Consider the following 14,912-nt stretch of genomic DNA (forward strand, 5'->3'; position numbering starts at 1 on the left):
TTATTTTCTAGGGGAAGGAGACAAAAGGCCGGCTAAAGCCCCAATGGCTCCTGATGAAATGGTAGCAAAGATGGTTACCAACTGACTGTCTGGTTCGCCCTCACTCCAAAAGGAAAGAAGGATGAGCCCTGCAATAATGGCTATAATAGCCAATCCAAGCATAATCACAATAATCCTGTAGATCCAATAATCTGTTTCTTTTGGATTTCTTATTTCCACATTTTTAATGGCCTCTACAGGATTACTCCTAAACTTCTCCTGAAGATCGGCGTTGTTCTTCAAAGCTTCCTGTAAATCTTCAATACTGTCATTAATTAAAGTTTTCATGGCGATCAAGTTTTATCACTCAAAGTTCCCTCTAAAAAACACATCTGTCAATTACACAAAAGGGTAATTATACAAGCAAAACAGCACCATTGCTAATGGTACTGTTTATAAAATCGATGATAATAACTAGAGTATTATTTCAAAAGTTAGGCAAGTTCCTAAGCTTTTAGGTAAGATATTACACACTCCTCCCGCCTCCTTCATCCTTCGTTTCATATTGCGGAGTCCATTTCCTTCTGATTGACTATCAGGAATACCTATTCCGTTATCTTCAATCGTTATTAAGAATTGATGTTTATGCTGAGAAAAAGAAAGTCTTAAAGCAGTTGCCTGGCTGTGCTTATATACATTATTAACAGCCTCTTTCAAACATAAAAAAAGGTTTCGCCTCAGTTCTGTTGAAATGGGAGTATCAGCAATAATATCTTCACATTCTGAATGAAGGGTAATTTTTGTTTTCTTTAAAAAATTTCCGGTATAGAGGATAGTATAATCAACAAAGCTTCCTAGCGTATCATTTCCTGAGTTCAGGCTCCAAAGCATTTCCCGCATTGAGATATTCATTTCCTCGGAGGTTTTCAATAATTCATCAATATCATTTTGGAGCTCTACGTCTTCTACTCTTTGTCTCAGGAATTCTGCCTGAAGTTTCAATGCTGAAATCCCTGCACCGAGATCATCATGCATATCGTGAGAAATACGTTCCCGCTCTTTTTCAATAGACTTTTGTTGTTCGAGCTCTTTTTGGAGAAGCTGGTTTTGGTATTCGGCTTCTTTGAGCTGCTGCTGTTGAATAAAAAAAAGTTGTCGCTTATTATAGAGAACAACAACTGAAACTATGAAAATAACAAAAACCATCATGACAATGGTAATGATAATATAGGTAAGTTTTACTTCATATAATTCACTCATACTTTTTGGAATATTTAATAAGGCTAATAAAAAAGAAGGAATAAAAAAGAATATTGATTACAAGAAAAAAAGATTGTGAAATAATAAGCACTTGCTCATCCATCTTATCAAATAAGTATCTTGGAATAATTCTTAAAAGAAAAAATACACCCCAAAATAATAAGGCACAGGAAACCCAGAACTTCGGATCACTTGTTATACTTTTAGAATCCGGATACTTTATCTTTCCATAAAAATAGAGTAAGCTATATATGATATAAACTAATGCAAATGAAATTCCTATGGCTTGATTAACTTCTTTATAGCTTTTATAAAAGAAAATGATATAAAGAATGAAAAAGGATAAGAAGATTATATTGCTAAATAGAGTAAACTCTCTTTTCTGTTCTCTATTAAAATATTTCAAAAAAAAGAAACTACAAAAAAGAATATAAATATTGTATAAAAAGCCAAAAGTAGAATTATCATTAAAAAATCTTTGTATCAAAAACATCAAACATTCAAGAGAAAAGCTAATACAGAGGTATAGACACAAAAAATCCTGTTGCTTTCCACCTCTCTTCATTAATAAAAGTATTGAGAAAAAAGCAACAAGAAATAATATACTCAAGTATATAAAAGGTAGAGCAAGATACATTATGGATGCATATTTCCTATATTATAGTATGATCTACTGCCATTGGATAGTGTTGAATTTTTACAAAGATTCTTATCTATATCCAAAACAAGATTAAGCCTGTAATTATCTTGATCTTGCTTTGCCCCAACAATTAATCTTGTTCTAGCTTCAAAACCATAAAAGTGTTCTACTATATTTTTCATATGGAATGTAATATATTGAGTAAAAACAAAATTTTGAGGCTTTTGCTCAGCATTAAAATATGCCTCAAATTCATTGATATACTTTTCAGCTAATTTATAATTTGTCAAATTATTTAACTTTGTTCCAATTAATTCATATACTACATCATTTTTATTAAATTTAACAGGAGATACGTTTATTTCATCATTATTAAACCTTATAAGAAGACTTATTACACCATCCTTGATCATGAAATAAATATGAAAGCAAATTGAAAACATATTTCTCTTGAATACCTTTTCAAGGTCGTCAATAAAAAAATCAGGAAGAAGGTTACTAAAGAGACTTCCCCTATTTGTTACTTCCTGTCTCTGCTCGCTCTCTAGTATTTCTCCGTCAAAGGGTGGAGAAAACCATTCTAATGTAATACGTTTATTCTTATTCAATAACTTCTCACAATCAGTGTCATTGCCTTCCAGAATACATTTAATTAAATCGAGTTTAATTTCTGCACAAGTTTTTTTTAAGTTTTCCATGATTTCTTAGTTTTTAAAATGGTTAAATTTATTTATAGCCTCCACTTTATTACTTACGTGAAGTTTTCTATAGATATTTCCGACATGCTTTTTCACAGTATCCATACTGATGCAGCTTTTATCTGCAATTTCTTTGTATAGAAGTCCGAGTGAAAGAAGTTCAAGTATTTCCTTTTCGCGTTCTGTAAGCTCATCCAAGCCTTCAGTTTTGGAAAGTTTTCTTTCAAAATGTTGCAATACTCTTCGGGCAATAGAAAAGCTCATGGGAGCGCCACCATTATAAACATCCCGGATCGAAGACAGTATTTTGTCCATACTTTCTCCTTTCACAAGGTATCCTGTTGCACCGGCTTTTAAAGAATTAAAAATCTTCTCATCATCTTCAAAGCTGGTACACATGATGAACTGTGTTTCGGGCATTTCTTTATTAAGTTTTTCAATGATTTCAATTCCTAGCATATCCTGTAGCTGGATATCCATCATGACAACATTGGGGGAAATATCGGGAAGGTTTTCCAAGGCATCCTTACCATCAAAGAACTGTGCAACGACTTTCATATCCTGTTGATAATTGATCACCTTCTTCAACGCATTGTTGTAGTTCTTTTCGTCTTCTACTATGGCAATGGAAATGCTCATGTCTTTTTTATTTGAAACAAATTTCAACAGAAAACAAATGAGAATCAATTACACATTTGTGTAATCTTAGGAATTGAGTTTAGGGTTATGGTTCGTTTTTAGTCTTATTAAAATTAATTATTTTTTGATTTCAAAGCGACATTTTTTTAATAAATTTTAACAAATCCATTCTGTCATTGTATTAGTAATGATTTTATTACTTGTTAAGTGTCATTTTATTCAAGCGATAAAAGAAAAAATATCAATAGAACTGTAAAAATTCACCATATTGCAAGGCATGATTTTTGTAAAATTAAAGAGTAAAAATCATATTGAATATCAAATAATATAATCATGAAAAAAAGTCTTTTAGCACTTGGTGCTGTACTTACATTAACTGTAGTCAGCTGCAAAAAAAGTGAAAGCGGAAATAAGAGCGTCATTAAAACAGACAGCACAGAAACAGTAGTTACTGATCACAATGGAAAGGTTGATTCAGTAACCCAGAGTTCATCAACAGTTGACGTTAATGGGCAGAAAACTGAAAAAACAGATTTCGTCTATAAGGCAATGGATGGAACATTGGTAAAAGTAGTCTTCAAAAATGATCCGAAAGAAAATACTCTAACCATTACCAGCAATAAAAAAACATTCGTCCTTACTAAGGCAGAGACCAAAGGAGATGAAACGGTTTATAAGAAAGAAGATATGACTGCGAGAGTAAAAGGTGACAGCCTTCACCTGGAACAAGGCAACAATATCATTCCGTTGAAAAGAACTAAGATCTAGAATATAAAAAAACGTCCAAATTATTGGACGTTTTTCATTTAAGAAAGAAGGATTTTGAGTTATTCTCTTCTGTGTTTATTTGAAATAATTACTAGTATCCTTTATAAAGTATCAGATCCATAAAATTATTATTATGTTTTATTTTATCTAGTTCGATCTTTTCTTTAGATCTAAGAATTTCATTTTGATCCATTTCTTTACCCTGCGCATCATACATTTCAAATTTACCCTCTGAACTCAAAATAAGCTGTCGAATTTTTATAATAGGATCTTTCTTATATTCATTCCAAACCTGATTAATTTTTTTTCTTGTTACTGATATCGCTTTTTCGTTAAAATCATTTCTTAACACAAGAGATCTTTTTCTAATACTAATTAATTTCAATTGATGATCTTTTTTAATATCTTCAATTTCCAATATTAAGCCTGGTAGTCCAGAAAATAGATAAGGGCCATCTTGAATAGGAATTTCTGTAGCAAACCAAGCGACCCATATTCTTCCCCCAAAATTAGCTATCGCTTTTTGAGTTTTATAACCAAAAATATTTTTGGTTTCAGATTGAATTTTCCAATCAATATTTCTATTTTCTGTTATGATGTAATAATCGCCATTAATAGAAGTGTATAGATCATTATTTTTAGTAATATAGTCTTTGACGACTACATCCTGAACCTTTGACTTCATACTGATAACAGGAATTTTGGCATCCTTTCTTTTAAACTCTTCGTTATTCACAGAATCATCAGTGTATTTTTGTAAACTAAAATATATAGATTTTGTTTCTGAAATATCTAAAACCATCGTTTCCTGATCTACTATATTTCTGTTTAGTGAATCTATTTTATATTGATAATCGTAAACAAAAATCTTATCCTGAGCGCATAAACTCTTAAAAAGTATAAAGCACAATAAAAAAAGAAATTTCCTCATTATATTTTACATTGATTTTGGCTAATTAAAACCTTCCACGAAATTAAGGCAAATATAAATTCTTTTGTTACCAATGTCATTTAATAATTTCCAATTCAAACAGGAAAAATATATAATATAAAAATAATCCCCGTTCAGAATTCTGAACGGGGATTATTTTATTTTTTAATTACCTTTTCAAAGTATGTTTTATTATTAGTAGTAGTGATTTTCACAAAGTAGTTTCCTTTCGCAAGATCAGAAATATCTACTGAAGTTTCTTTAGGAGATTCTATATTCTTTAGAACTCTTCCTACTATATCAACAACAACAACATTTTTTATTTGTTCTTTACTATCAAAAAATAAAACTGAAGAAGTAGGATTTGGGTAAATCTTCAATTTATTATCGCTTTTAGCTTTTGAATCACTGGTCGTTAATGTACCGTTTTTCAAATCTAACACATAAAATCCAGTAATGGCTGTTCCTATTATATAGTCTTTTGAGAATGCATGTTTAAAAATATTTCCTCCTTCCGCAGAATATAAATTAGAATTCAAAATTCTTTGCCAGGATACTCCATAGTCTGTTGTTTTGAAGACATTACCACTATCTACTCCATAGCCAGTACCATCCGCAAATATATCAAAATCTTTTAATCCTACTGTCTGAGAAGAAAACCAGGTATTCCCTAAATCTGTAGAGCAATATTGCCCAACATATATTCTTGAAGAATTTCCAAAAATAATGTCTCTGGCAAAGTCAAACAATCCAGGAAGGTTAACAATACTCCAGGTTAATCCCCCATCAACTGTTTTCATCATCTTTTCCTGAGTAAGTAAAAAGCCTACATTATTATCTACAAACTTCATTACTCTCACATATCGTCCTACATCAAAAGGAGTTGACCATCCTGTATTTGGATTATAGGTACTTACAAATCCTTTATGGGCTTCAGCATTAGATCCCCGCATTGCTATAGCATAAGTCCCATCTGGTTTCATTGCCGGAGATTCCGTTGCCATAAAAGGAACATTATGATCCGTCCATGTTAGGCCATGATCATTCGTTGTCCAAAATTTATTTGAAGTTTTCCCCAATCCGATTCCTTTTCCGTTAGGAAGTATATTGAGCGTACCTCTGGGTAGGTTATTATCAGCATCTTCCCATGTAACTCCTTTATCCTTGGAAATATAGCCTGCCATTGTTGCCAGATATTTGGTTGCATAAACACTATTATAGGATGTATCTGCATACTTCCAGTTTACACCGGTAGGAGTCCAGTTTACAAGATCTGTACTTTTGAAAATAGAATGATGAAAACTATCCCCTGTTTCATTATCTACCCCAGCAATGAATTTCCCTGAATTTAATGCAAGAGAAGTAAATAGATGATATGAGGAAGGATATATCACCTTTGAATCCCACACTTCTCCTGTGGACGTTCTATGTAATATATTGGGACTTCCAACAGCAACAAACTCATTGTTATAAACTTTGATATCTCTTAACCAGGTAATATTTACATCATTCCATGTATTACCTCCATCAAGAGTATATTTGGTTGTTCCTCCCATAAGGGTTGCAATGCCATTCAATGAGTTTTTAAAAATAACTTTCTCAAATTTATTGGCATTCTCGCTTACCTTCACCCAAGTCTGCCCACCGTCAGTTGATTTAAAAATAAAGCTTTTACCAAGTGTTGCTTCTGTTACACAAAAACCGGTATTGGCATCTGTAAAGAATACATCCGTAACCTTATCTGCATACACTGTAGGTACACTATAGACATTCCATGTTACCCCGCCATCTGTAGATTTCATGATTCTGCTATTACTCGTACTAATGAAAATGGTATTATCATTCAGAACAAATAATGCCTGAGGAAAATACGAGCTTGGTAATGGATAAGAAATACCAGGTGTTGAGAACTTGGGATCTGAAATGACCAAGTCAAATCCTATGACAAGATACCCCTTATTGTTATGAATCTTAAAGTCCCTTACTTTGCCAAAATCATTGATCCTGCGCCAGGTCTTGCCATTGTTCTCAGTGATCATTAAATCATCATCACTTTTTCTTTTTTGTACCAAATAACTTCCATCAGGCAGCATTTCCATTCTCATGACTCTTTCCCTGTGGAAAAAAGGGGTTGTAAGCTGCCAGTTCGCAAGAGCCTGGCTAAAAAATAGAGCGCAGCATAATACTGCGGTTAAAAGTAGAATTTTCTTCATGGTTATAGTTATATTTTTTAAAACAAAAGGAGCTTGTAGTAAACCACAAGCTCCTTTAAGATATTTTAGAAGTATAAACTTATTATTCTTCAGTTTTTTCTTCAGTAGTGTCAGCTTTAGCTTCTTCTACTTTTTCTACTGCAGGTGCATCAGCTACTACAGCTTCAGCTTTTTTAGGTGCAGCAGTTGATCTTCTGCTTCTTCTTGTAGCTTTTTTCTCCTCAGCATTCGGGTTGTAAAGCTCGTTGAAATCTACCAATTCGATAAGAGCCATATCAGCAGCATCACCTGGTCTGAAACCTGTCTTAATGATTCTTGTATAACCACCGTTTCTTTCAGCGATTTTCGGAGCTACAGTTCTGAATAATTCAGCAACCGCAAATTTATTTTGAAGGTAAGAGAATACTACTCTTCTGTTATGTGTAGTATCTTCTTTTGCTTTTGTTAATAGAGGCTCAACATATACTCTTAAAGCTTTAGCTTTAGCTACAGTAGTGTTGATTCTTTTATGCTCAATTAGAGAACAAGCCATATTAGAAAGCATCGCACTTCTGTGAGATGAAGTTCTTCCTAAGTGATTGAATTTTTTACCGTGTCTCATTATTAATTATTTATCAGCGTCTAACTTATATTTTGCAACGTCGAAACCGAAGTTAAGACCTTTTGAATGCACTAATTCTTCTAGTTCTGTCAAAGATTTTTTACCAAAATTTCTGAATTTCATCAAATCAGACTTACTGTAAGAAACCAATTCTCCAAGAGTTTCTACTTCAGCTGCTTTTAGACAGTTAAGGGCTCTTACAGAAAGATCCATATCTGCTAATTTAGACTTAAGAAGTTGTCTTGTGTGAAGTGTTCTTCGTCATATTGGATAGATGCTTTTACAGCTTCAGTTTCAAGCGTGATTCTCTCATCAGAGAATAACATGAAGTGATAAATTAATATCTTAGAAGCTTCTGTTAAAGCATTCTGAGGGCTGATAGACCCATCAGTTTCTATATCTAATACTAGTTTTTCGTAGTCTGTTTTTTGCTCTACACGATAATTTTCAATGCTGTATTGTACTTTCTTGATCGGCGTGAAAATAGAGTCAATAGCAATAGTACCTACAGGTGCATTATTTGACTTATTTTGTTCTGAAGGAACATATCCTCTACCTTTTTCAATATTGAAAGTAATTTCGAAAGTTACATCAGTATTTAGGTTACAAATCATTAAATCCGGGTTTAATACCTCGAATCCGTTGATCGATTTTCCTAAATCACCAGCAGTAATAATCGTTTGACCTGAAACTTTAGCAACAACCTGCTCGTTAGCCTGGCCTTCTGCTGAAGCTTTTAATCTTACCTGCTTTAGGTTAAGAATAATTTCGGTAACGTCTTCGATTACTCCTGGAATAGTTGAAAATTCGTGCTCTACACCTTCTATTTTGATAGATGAAATAGCGTATCCTTCCAGAGAAGAAAGCAACACTCTTCTCAAAGCATTACCGATTGTAAGCCCGAAACCTGGTTCTAAAGGTCTGAATTCAAATTGACCTTTAAATTCATCAGAGTTAAGTAAAATTACTTTATCGGGTTTTATGAATTGTAAAATTGCCATATTATTGGGTTGAGCAAAAATTTGATTAAAAAATTATTTAGAGTAAAGTTCGACGATAAGGTTCTCCTTGATGTCTTCCGGAATTTGGATTCTTTCAGGAGCAGAAATGAAGGTACCTTCTTTCTTCTCATCGTTGAATTGTAACCACTCATAGTTTGACTTAGAAGCCAATGCATTGGTAACAACTTCAAGAGACTTAGACTTTTCTCTTACAGCGATTACATCACCAGCTTTTACCAAGTAAGAAGGGATATTAAGAATCTCTCCGTTTACAGTAATGTGTCTGTGAGAAACTAATTGTCTTGCACCAGATCTAGTTTTAGCAAAACCTAATCTGTATACAACGTTATCCAATCTTGATTCACAAAGTTGTAATAGAACTTCCCCTGTTACCCCTTTGCTTCTGTGTGCTTTTTCAAATAAGTTAGCAAACTGTCTTTCTAAGATACCGTAAGTATATTTAGCTTTTTGTTTTTCAGCTAACTGAACTGCGTATTCTGATTTTTTAGCACCTCTTCTTTTGTTAGGACCGTGTTGTCCTGGCGGTTGGTTTTTTCTTTTTTCGAAGTTCTTATCATCTCCGTAGATTGCAGCACCAAACTTTCTAGCAATCTTAGTTTTAGGTCCAATATATCTTGCCATAATGGGTAAATTCTAAAAATTAAACTCTTCTTCTTTTTGGTGGTCTACATCCGTTGTGTGGCATAGGAGTCACGTCAACGATTTCTGAAACTTCAATTCCTGAATTGTGAATAGATCTGATCGCAGATTCTCTACCTGCACCTGGACCTTTCACAAACACCTTTACTCTTCTTAAACCAGCTTCGTGAGCTACAGCAGAGCAATTTTCAGCTGCCATCTGAGCAGCAAATGGAGTATTCTTTTTAGAACCTCTGAAACCCATTTTACCGGCAGAAGCCCAAGAGATAACCTCTCCGTTTTTATTTGTTAAAGAAATGATGATGTTATTGAAAGAAGCTTGAATATGCGCTTCACCAATAGCTTCAACTTTTACTTTTCTTTTCTTAACTACTTTAGTTTGTTTTGCCATAATTCCTAACGATTATTTACTAGCTTTTTTCTTGTTAGCAACAGTTTTTCTCTTTCCTTTTCGGGTTCTAGAGTTGTTTTTCGTTCTCTGGCCTCTTAAAGGTAATCCAAGTCTGTGACGTATTCCTCGTTGGCATCCTATGTCCATCAATCTCTTGATGTTCAATTGCACTTCAGATCTTAATTCTCCTTCAACTTTACGTTTTCTAGGATATAAGTTCTGATTGCAGCCAATTCATCGTCATTCCATTCGTTGACTTTTTTGTCTTCGCTGATACCGGCAGCTTTAAGGATTTCAGAAGAAGTACTTCTTCCAACACCATAAATGTAAGTTAAACCGATAACTCCTCTTTTGTTTTTTGGTAAATCAATACCTGCAATTCTCGCCATAATTTAATTAACCTTGTCTTTGTTTAAATTTTGGGTTCTTCTTGTTGATTACGAACAGTACACCTTTTCTGCGTACGATTTTGCAATCAGCGCTTCTTTTTTTAATTGATGCTCTTACTTTCATTTTGATAGTATTTATTTTTTACAAATGCCAAATGGAATTCACATTCCATTTGGCTAATTGTTTTAATATCTAAATGTGATCCTCCCTTTTGTTAAATCATAGGGAGACATTTCTAGTTTTACCTTATCACCAGGTAAAAGTTTAATATAGTGCATTCGCATTTTACCAGAAATATGAGCAATAAGAATATGCCCATTTTCAAGTTCTACACGGAACTGAGCGTTCGAAAGTGCTTCCGTTATAACGCCGTCTTGTTCAATATGTTTTTGTTTTGCCATAAATTAATATCCAGTCGTTCTAGACAGTTTAGACTGCATTAAGCCATCATAATGATGGTTCAGCAGATAAGTATTAATCTGTTGAACTGTATCTAAAATTACACCCACCATAATTAATAGTGACGTTCCCCCGAAAAATAGGGCGAACGCATCTGTCTGAACAAAGCTTCCATGCACAATTGCTGGAAGGACTGCAAAGATAGATAAAAAAATTGCACCTGGCAAGGTAATTTTTGATAAAATATCATCTAAGTAATCTGCTGTCTCTTTTCCGGGTCTTACTTTCGGTACTAAACCTCCATTTCTCTTCAAATCATCAGCCATTTGGTTCACCGGAATTGTAATTGCAGTATAGAAAAACGAGAAGATAATAATTAATAGCGCAAACAATACGTTGTATTGCCAGCTAAAAACATTCTTGAAACCTGCAAGAAAAGTGTTGGACTCGTCGAATTTTGTTAATAATCCTGGTACGAACATCAATGCCTGAGCAAAGATAATCGGCATTACACCAGCAGCATTTACTTTCAATGGAATCCATTGTCTTGCGCCCTGCATAAGATTCTTGTTTACACCTCCTCTTGCTTGAGCTCTGCTTACATACTGAATAGGAATTTTTCTAACAGCAACTGATAAAATCACTGCTAAAAGAACTACCAACATCCAGAATAATACTTCGATAAGGATCATGATAGATCCCATTCCTCCTTTTCCGTTCTGCACGGCCATCTCCTGTACGAATGCCTCAGGTAATCTTGAAAGAATCCCCACCATAATCAGGATAGAGATACCATTTCCGATTCCCTTATCGGTAATCTTTTCACCTAACCACATTGCGAATACTGAACCACCTACCAAGATTACAATACTTGGCAACCAGAACATAATCGAATTTGGTTCTACAAAATATGCAGATTGGAACTGAGCATACGGTAAGAATAATTGAGTAATAGAAGTTAAGTAAGAAGGTGCCTGTACCAGACAAACTCCAATCGTTAACCATCTTGTAATTTGGTTCAATGTATTTCTACCTGACTCTCCATCTTTCTGAAGCTTCTGAAGATAAGGAATAGCCATCCCCATCAACTGAACAATAATAGAAGCAGAAATATAAGGCATGATTCCCAACGCCATTACGGAAGCGTGGCTGAAAGCTCCCCCCGTAAACGACGAAAGCAAGCCAAGGAGACCTGCTCCTTGCTTGTTACCGCCTTGATTTTTATAATGCTCTAAGAGATCTCCCACTTCTGCAAGGTTAATTGCTGGAAGTGAAATATAAGATGCGAATCTATACACAAGGATTATACCTAAAGTGAAGAGAATTTTATCTCTAAGCTCTTTAAGACTCCAAATATTTTTAAGTGTTTGTATAAATTCTTTCATTAGTAAGTATTATAAGGTAATTGCTTTTCCACCTGCCTTAGCAATAAGCTCTTCAGCAGATTTCGTGAATTTATCAGCAGAGATTGAAACCGCAGATTTCAATTCTCCTCTACCCATAATTTTCACTAATTCGTTTTTAGAAACGATACCGTTTGCTACTAAAACTTCTTTCGTGATATCTCCAGTGATGGATTTGTTCTCGATTAAAGTCTGGATAGTATCAAGGTTCACCCCTCTAAACTCTTTTCTGTTTACGTTTTTGAATCCGAATTTAGGTAATCTTCTTTGTAAAGGCATCTGTCCACCTTCGAAACCGATCTTCTGAGAATAACCAGCTCTAGCTTTCTGACCTTTGTGTCCTTTTGTTGAAGTACCTCCTTTTCCAGTACCTTGTCCTCTACCAATTCTTTTTGAATTGAAAGTAGAACCTGCTGCTGGTTGTATATTGTTTAAATTCATTTTAATTTCTCTTTTATAAAATTATTTTTGAACTTCTAGTAAGTGACCTACAGCAGCTATCATTCCTAAGATGGAAGGAGTAGCTTCGTGCTCTACAACTTGGTGAAGTTTTTTTAATCCTAATGCTTCAAGCGTTCTCTTTTGGGTTTTTGTTCTACCAATAGCGCTTCTTACTTGCTTTACTTTAATTGTTGCCATTGTTTTATTATTAACCGTTAAACACTTTACTTAGAGAAACTCCTCTCATTCTAGCGATCTCTTCAGGTCTTCTGATGTCTAATAACGCTTTGAAAGTAGCTTTCACTACGTTGTGAGGGTTAGAAGATCCTTTAGATTTTGAAAGGATATCGTGAATACCAGCTGATTCCAATACTGCTCTTACCGCACCACCGGCGATAAGTCCTGTACCGTGAGAAGCAGGTCTTAAGAAGATATCTGCACCACCGTATCTAGCAGTAGTTTGGTGAGGAATAGTGTGGTTCATTACAGGAACTTTAACAAGGTTTTTCTTAGCGTCTTCAACTGCTTTAGCAATTGCAGAAGCAACCTCTTTAGATTTTCCTAAACCGAAACCGATAATACCTTCTTCATTTCCTACTACAACAATAGCAGAAAATCCGAAAGCTCTACCCCCTTTTGTTACTTTTGTTACTCTGTTAACAGCTACGAGACGATCTTTTAATTCTAATCCTCCCGGTTTTACTCTTTCTATATTATCTAGTCCTAACATATTTTCCGAAATTTAATGATTAGAATTTAAGTCCACCTTCTCTCGCACCATCAGCTAGAGCTTTTACTCTACCGTGGTAAACGAAACCGTTTCTGTCAAATACAATACTTTCGATTCCTGCAGCGATAGCTTTAGCAGCGATAGCTTTACCAACAGCAGCAGAAATTTCAGTTTTAGTACCTTTAGCGTCTACACCTTTCTCTCTAGAAGAAGCTGATGCTAAAGTTTTACCATTTTTATCGTCGATTAACTGAGCGTAAATTTCCTTATTACTTTTGTATACAGATAATCTTGGCAATTCAGAAGATCCAGAGATTTTCCCTCTTACTCTTCTTTTGATTCTTATTCTTTTTTCTAATTTACTTAATGCCATAATACTTATAATTTATTAAGCAGATTTACCAGCTTTACGTCTAACAATTTCTCCTACGAATCTTACACCTTTTCCTTTGTATGGCTCAGGCTTTCTGAAAGAACGGATCTTTGCAGTCACCATTCCTAGAAGTTGCTTGTCGTGAGACGCTAAAGTAATAATTGGGTTTTTACCTTTTTCAGTCAATGTATCAACTTTTACTTCACTTGGAAGTTCTAATACGATACCGTGAGAGAATCCTAAAGCTAACTCAAGTTTTTGACCTGTGTGAGAAGCTCTGTATCCTACCCCTACTAGTTCCAGTTTCTTTTCGAAACCTTCAGTTACACCAACGATCATGTTGGCGATTAACGCTCTGTATAAACCGTGAAGCGCTTTGTGTTGTTTAGAATCAGATGGTCTGTTTACGTTAAGTTCACCCTCTTTCTGTTCTAAAGTAATTCCTGCTGTAAGCTCTTGAGAAAGTTCTCCTTTCGCTCCTTTTACAGTTACTACACCATTGTTTTCAGTGATTGTAACTCCAGCTGGAATTGTTATAATTGCTTTACCAATTCTTGACATTTTCCTCTGATTAAAAATTAATAAACATAGCAGATTACTTCACCGCCTACTTTCTCTTCTCTAGCTTTCTTGTCAGTCATTACTCCTTTAGAAGTAGAGATGATAGAAATACCCAAACCGTTTAGTACTCTTGGAAGTTCAGTAGAACCTTTGTACTGTCTCAAACCTGGTCTTGAAGCTCTTTGAATAGACTTAATAGCAGGTTTGTTAGTTTGCTTATCGTACTTTAAAGCGATTTTGATCACTCCTTGAACAGCGTTATCTTCAAACTTGTAGTTTAAGATATACCCTTGATCAAATAGGATCTTAGTAATCTCCTTTTTGATTTTCGATGCAGGAATTTCCACCACTTTGTGGCCTGCGCTTTGTGCGTTCCTTACTCTTGTTAGGAAATCTGAAATTGGATCTGTTACCATTTTTCTTTTATAAATTATTGGTTAAAGAACAATCAGTTTTGAAAAGACTTGAAGAGAAAAATATCAGACGTCAGAAATCTTCGGTCTGATATTTTAATTCTTTAGTATCTTGACAACTTAATTGTCCCGATTTTTAATTAGTAATTATTACCAACTAGCTTTTCTTACACCTGGGATAAGACCGCTGTTAGCCATTTCTCTGAAAGTTACTCTGGAAATACCAAACGTTCTCATGTATCCTCTTGGTCTCCCTGTTAGTTTACATCTGTTGTGTAATCTTACAGGAGAAGCATTTTTAGGCAATTTTTGAAGTCCTTCGTAATCACCAGCTTCTTTAAGAGCTTGTCTTTTAGCAGCGTATTTAGCAACTAGTGCTTCTCTTTTGCGCTCACGCGCTTTCATTGATTCTTTAGCCATT

Annotated in this window: 20 protein-coding genes and 2 pseudogenes; 1 reads left to right on the plus strand and 21 read right to left on the minus strand. The window is 34.4% G+C overall.

Features of this window, described 5'->3' with window-relative positions; all coding sequences use genetic code 11:
* The 4 genes from QWZ06_RS23955 to QWZ06_RS23970 form a co-directional block, all read right to left on the minus strand.
* Positions 1-327 (minus strand): hypothetical protein, encoded by a 327-nt coding sequence (locus tag QWZ06_RS23955; RefSeq protein WP_160139495.1) that lies wholly within the window; start codon positions 325-327, stop codon positions 1-3.
* A 126-nt stretch (positions 328-453) separates the two neighbouring features.
* Positions 454-1,239, minus strand: coding sequence for a sensor histidine kinase (locus QWZ06_RS23960; RefSeq protein WP_290301649.1), 786 nt, complete (start codon positions 1,237-1,239; stop codon positions 454-456).
* 636 nt (positions 1,240-1,875) lie between these two features.
* Positions 1,876-2,577 carry a hypothetical protein gene (locus QWZ06_RS23965; RefSeq protein WP_290301650.1) on the minus strand — a complete coding sequence of 234 codons (702 nt, stop codon included), beginning with the start codon at positions 2,575-2,577 and terminating at the stop codon, positions 1,876-1,878.
* A gap of 6 nt (positions 2,578-2,583) precedes the next feature.
* Complete coding sequence (locus tag QWZ06_RS23970; protein WP_290301651.1) at positions 2,584-3,216, minus strand: response regulator transcription factor; 633 nt, start codon at positions 3,214-3,216, stop codon at positions 2,584-2,586.
* A gap of 333 nt (positions 3,217-3,549) precedes the next feature.
* Here QWZ06_RS23970 and QWZ06_RS23975 point away from each other — a divergent pair, with 333 nt between their 5' ends.
* Positions 3,550-3,984, plus strand: a complete 435-nt coding sequence (locus QWZ06_RS23975) for a hypothetical protein (protein ID WP_290301652.1) — start codon at positions 3,550-3,552, stop codon at positions 3,982-3,984.
* 91 nt (positions 3,985-4,075) lie between these two features.
* On the opposite strand, the gene QWZ06_RS23980 is transcribed toward QWZ06_RS23975, so the two are convergent.
* From QWZ06_RS23980 to rpsN, 17 genes and pseudogenes are all read right to left on the minus strand, one after another.
* Positions 4,076-4,915: a GLPGLI family protein gene (locus QWZ06_RS23980; protein ID WP_290301653.1), complete on the minus strand. Its 840-nt coding sequence runs from the start codon at positions 4,913-4,915 to the stop codon at positions 4,076-4,078.
* A 158-nt stretch (positions 4,916-5,073) separates the two neighbouring features.
* Positions 5,074-7,128 carry a T9SS type A sorting domain-containing protein gene (locus tag QWZ06_RS23985; protein WP_290301654.1) on the minus strand — a complete coding sequence of 685 codons (2,055 nt, stop codon included), beginning with the start codon at positions 7,126-7,128 and terminating at the stop codon, positions 5,074-5,076.
* Between the two features lie 82 nt (positions 7,129-7,210).
* Entirely contained in the window at positions 7,211-7,729 is a 519-nt protein-coding gene (rplQ, locus tag QWZ06_RS23990; RefSeq protein ID WP_290301655.1) for a 50S ribosomal protein L17, read from the minus strand.
* Positions 7,730-7,735: 6 nt separating this feature from the next.
* Positions 7,736-8,730, minus strand: a pseudogene (locus QWZ06_RS23995) (DNA-directed RNA polymerase subunit alpha).
* A 33-nt stretch (positions 8,731-8,763) separates the two neighbouring features.
* Entirely contained in the window at positions 8,764-9,372 is a 609-nt protein-coding gene (gene rpsD, locus QWZ06_RS24000) for a 30S ribosomal protein S4 (RefSeq protein ID WP_045491111.1), read from the minus strand.
* 19 nt (positions 9,373-9,391) lie between these two features.
* Positions 9,392-9,781 carry a 30S ribosomal protein S11 gene (gene rpsK / locus QWZ06_RS24005; RefSeq protein WP_034694697.1) on the minus strand — a complete coding sequence of 130 codons (390 nt, stop codon included), beginning with the start codon at positions 9,779-9,781 and terminating at the stop codon, positions 9,392-9,394.
* A 12-nt stretch (positions 9,782-9,793) separates the two neighbouring features.
* A pseudogene (gene rpsM / locus QWZ06_RS24010) lies at positions 9,794-10,170 on the minus strand (30S ribosomal protein S13).
* A 7-nt stretch (positions 10,171-10,177) separates the two neighbouring features.
* On the minus strand, positions 10,178-10,294 hold the full coding sequence (gene rpmJ / locus QWZ06_RS24015) for a 50S ribosomal protein L36 (protein WP_007839480.1): 117 nt from the start codon (positions 10,292-10,294) through the stop codon (positions 10,178-10,180).
* A 62-nt stretch (positions 10,295-10,356) separates the two neighbouring features.
* Positions 10,357-10,572, minus strand: coding sequence for a translation initiation factor IF-1 (gene infA, locus QWZ06_RS24020; protein ID WP_034684855.1), 216 nt, complete (start codon positions 10,570-10,572; stop codon positions 10,357-10,359).
* Between the two features lie 3 nt (positions 10,573-10,575).
* Entirely contained in the window at positions 10,576-11,955 is a 1,380-nt protein-coding gene (secY, locus tag QWZ06_RS24025) for a preprotein translocase subunit SecY (RefSeq protein WP_045491124.1), read from the minus strand.
* A gap of 9 nt (positions 11,956-11,964) precedes the next feature.
* Positions 11,965-12,414 carry a 50S ribosomal protein L15 gene (gene rplO / locus QWZ06_RS24030; RefSeq protein WP_103246800.1) on the minus strand — a complete coding sequence of 150 codons (450 nt, stop codon included), beginning with the start codon at positions 12,412-12,414 and terminating at the stop codon, positions 11,965-11,967.
* Between the two features lie 21 nt (positions 12,415-12,435).
* The gene (rpmD, locus tag QWZ06_RS24035; RefSeq protein ID WP_027371710.1) at positions 12,436-12,612 is read right to left on the minus strand and encodes a 50S ribosomal protein L30; all 177 of its coding nucleotides are present in this window, start codon (positions 12,610-12,612) and stop codon (positions 12,436-12,438) included.
* Between the two features lie 10 nt (positions 12,613-12,622).
* Positions 12,623-13,144 carry a 30S ribosomal protein S5 gene (gene rpsE / locus QWZ06_RS24040; RefSeq protein WP_045491132.1) on the minus strand — a complete coding sequence of 174 codons (522 nt, stop codon included), beginning with the start codon at positions 13,142-13,144 and terminating at the stop codon, positions 12,623-12,625.
* 19 nt (positions 13,145-13,163) lie between these two features.
* Positions 13,164-13,517 carry a 50S ribosomal protein L18 gene (rplR, locus tag QWZ06_RS24045; protein ID WP_077413597.1) on the minus strand — a complete coding sequence of 118 codons (354 nt, stop codon included), beginning with the start codon at positions 13,515-13,517 and terminating at the stop codon, positions 13,164-13,166.
* A gap of 15 nt (positions 13,518-13,532) precedes the next feature.
* Complete coding sequence (gene rplF, locus QWZ06_RS24050; RefSeq protein ID WP_123858827.1) at positions 13,533-14,078, minus strand: 50S ribosomal protein L6; 546 nt, start codon at positions 14,076-14,078, stop codon at positions 13,533-13,535.
* Between the two features lie 17 nt (positions 14,079-14,095).
* On the minus strand, positions 14,096-14,494 hold the full coding sequence (gene rpsH, locus QWZ06_RS24055; protein ID WP_034694686.1) for a 30S ribosomal protein S8: 399 nt from the start codon (positions 14,492-14,494) through the stop codon (positions 14,096-14,098).
* A gap of 147 nt (positions 14,495-14,641) precedes the next feature.
* Entirely contained in the window at positions 14,642-14,911 is a 270-nt protein-coding gene (gene rpsN, locus QWZ06_RS24060; RefSeq protein WP_290301657.1) for a 30S ribosomal protein S14, read from the minus strand.
* Position 14,912 lies beyond the last annotated feature (1 nt).

Source organism: Chryseobacterium tructae (assembly GCF_030409875.1).
Classification (GTDB): Bacteria; Bacteroidota; Bacteroidia; order Flavobacteriales; family Weeksellaceae; genus Chryseobacterium; species Chryseobacterium tructae.

Excerpts from the sequence above, each read along its gene's own strand:
- QWZ06_RS23955 (WP_160139495.1), bottom strand. The coding sequence starts at position 327 with ATGAAAACTTTAATTAATGACAGTATTGAAGATTTACAGGAAGCTTTG.
- QWZ06_RS23960 (WP_290301649.1), bottom strand. The coding sequence starts at position 1,239 with ATGAGTGAATTATATGAAGTAAAACTTACCTATATTATCATTACCATT.
- QWZ06_RS23965 (WP_290301650.1), bottom strand. The coding sequence starts at position 2,577 with ATGGAAAACTTAAAAAAAACTTGTGCAGAAATTAAACTCGATTTAATT.
- QWZ06_RS23970 (WP_290301651.1), bottom strand. The coding sequence starts at position 3,216 with ATGAGCATTTCCATTGCCATAGTAGAAGACGAAAAGAACTACAACAAT.
- QWZ06_RS23975 (WP_290301652.1), top strand. The coding sequence starts at position 3,550 with ATGAAAAAAAGTCTTTTAGCACTTGGTGCTGTACTTACATTAACTGTA.
- QWZ06_RS23980 (WP_290301653.1), bottom strand. The coding sequence starts at position 4,915 with ATGAGGAAATTTCTTTTTTTATTGTGCTTTATACTTTTTAAGAGTTTA.
- QWZ06_RS23985 (WP_290301654.1), bottom strand. The coding sequence starts at position 7,128 with ATGAAGAAAATTCTACTTTTAACCGCAGTATTATGCTGCGCTCTATTT.
- rplQ (WP_290301655.1), bottom strand. The coding sequence starts at position 7,729 with ATGAGACACGGTAAAAAATTCAATCACTTAGGAAGAACTTCATCTCAC.
- rpsD (WP_045491111.1), bottom strand. The coding sequence starts at position 9,372 with ATGGCAAGATATATTGGACCTAAAACTAAGATTGCTAGAAAGTTTGGT.
- rpsK (WP_034694697.1), bottom strand. The coding sequence starts at position 9,781 with ATGGCAAAACAAACTAAAGTAGTTAAGAAAAGAAAAGTAAAAGTTGAA.
- rpmJ (WP_007839480.1), bottom strand. The coding sequence starts at position 10,294 with ATGAAAGTAAGAGCATCAATTAAAAAAAGAAGCGCTGATTGCAAAATC.
- infA (WP_034684855.1), bottom strand. The coding sequence starts at position 10,572 with ATGGCAAAACAAAAACATATTGAACAAGACGGCGTTATAACGGAAGCA.
- secY (WP_045491124.1), bottom strand. The coding sequence starts at position 11,955 with ATGAAAGAATTTATACAAACACTTAAAAATATTTGGAGTCTTAAAGAG.
- rplO (WP_103246800.1), bottom strand. The coding sequence starts at position 12,414 with ATGAATTTAAACAATATACAACCAGCAGCAGGTTCTACTTTCAATTCA.
- rpmD (WP_027371710.1), bottom strand. The coding sequence starts at position 12,612 with ATGGCAACAATTAAAGTAAAGCAAGTAAGAAGCGCTATTGGTAGAACA.
- rpsE (WP_045491132.1), bottom strand. The coding sequence starts at position 13,144 with ATGTTAGGACTAGATAATATAGAAAGAGTAAAACCGGGAGGATTAGAA.
- rplR (WP_077413597.1), bottom strand. The coding sequence starts at position 13,517 with ATGGCATTAAGTAAATTAGAAAAAAGAATAAGAATCAAAAGAAGAGTA.
- rplF (WP_123858827.1), bottom strand. The coding sequence starts at position 14,078 with ATGTCAAGAATTGGTAAAGCAATTATAACAATTCCAGCTGGAGTTACA.
- rpsH (WP_034694686.1), bottom strand. The coding sequence starts at position 14,494 with ATGGTAACAGATCCAATTTCAGATTTCCTAACAAGAGTAAGGAACGCA.
- rpsN (WP_290301657.1), bottom strand. The coding sequence starts at position 14,911 with ATGGCTAAAGAATCAATGAAAGCGCGTGAGCGCAAAAGAGAAGCACTA.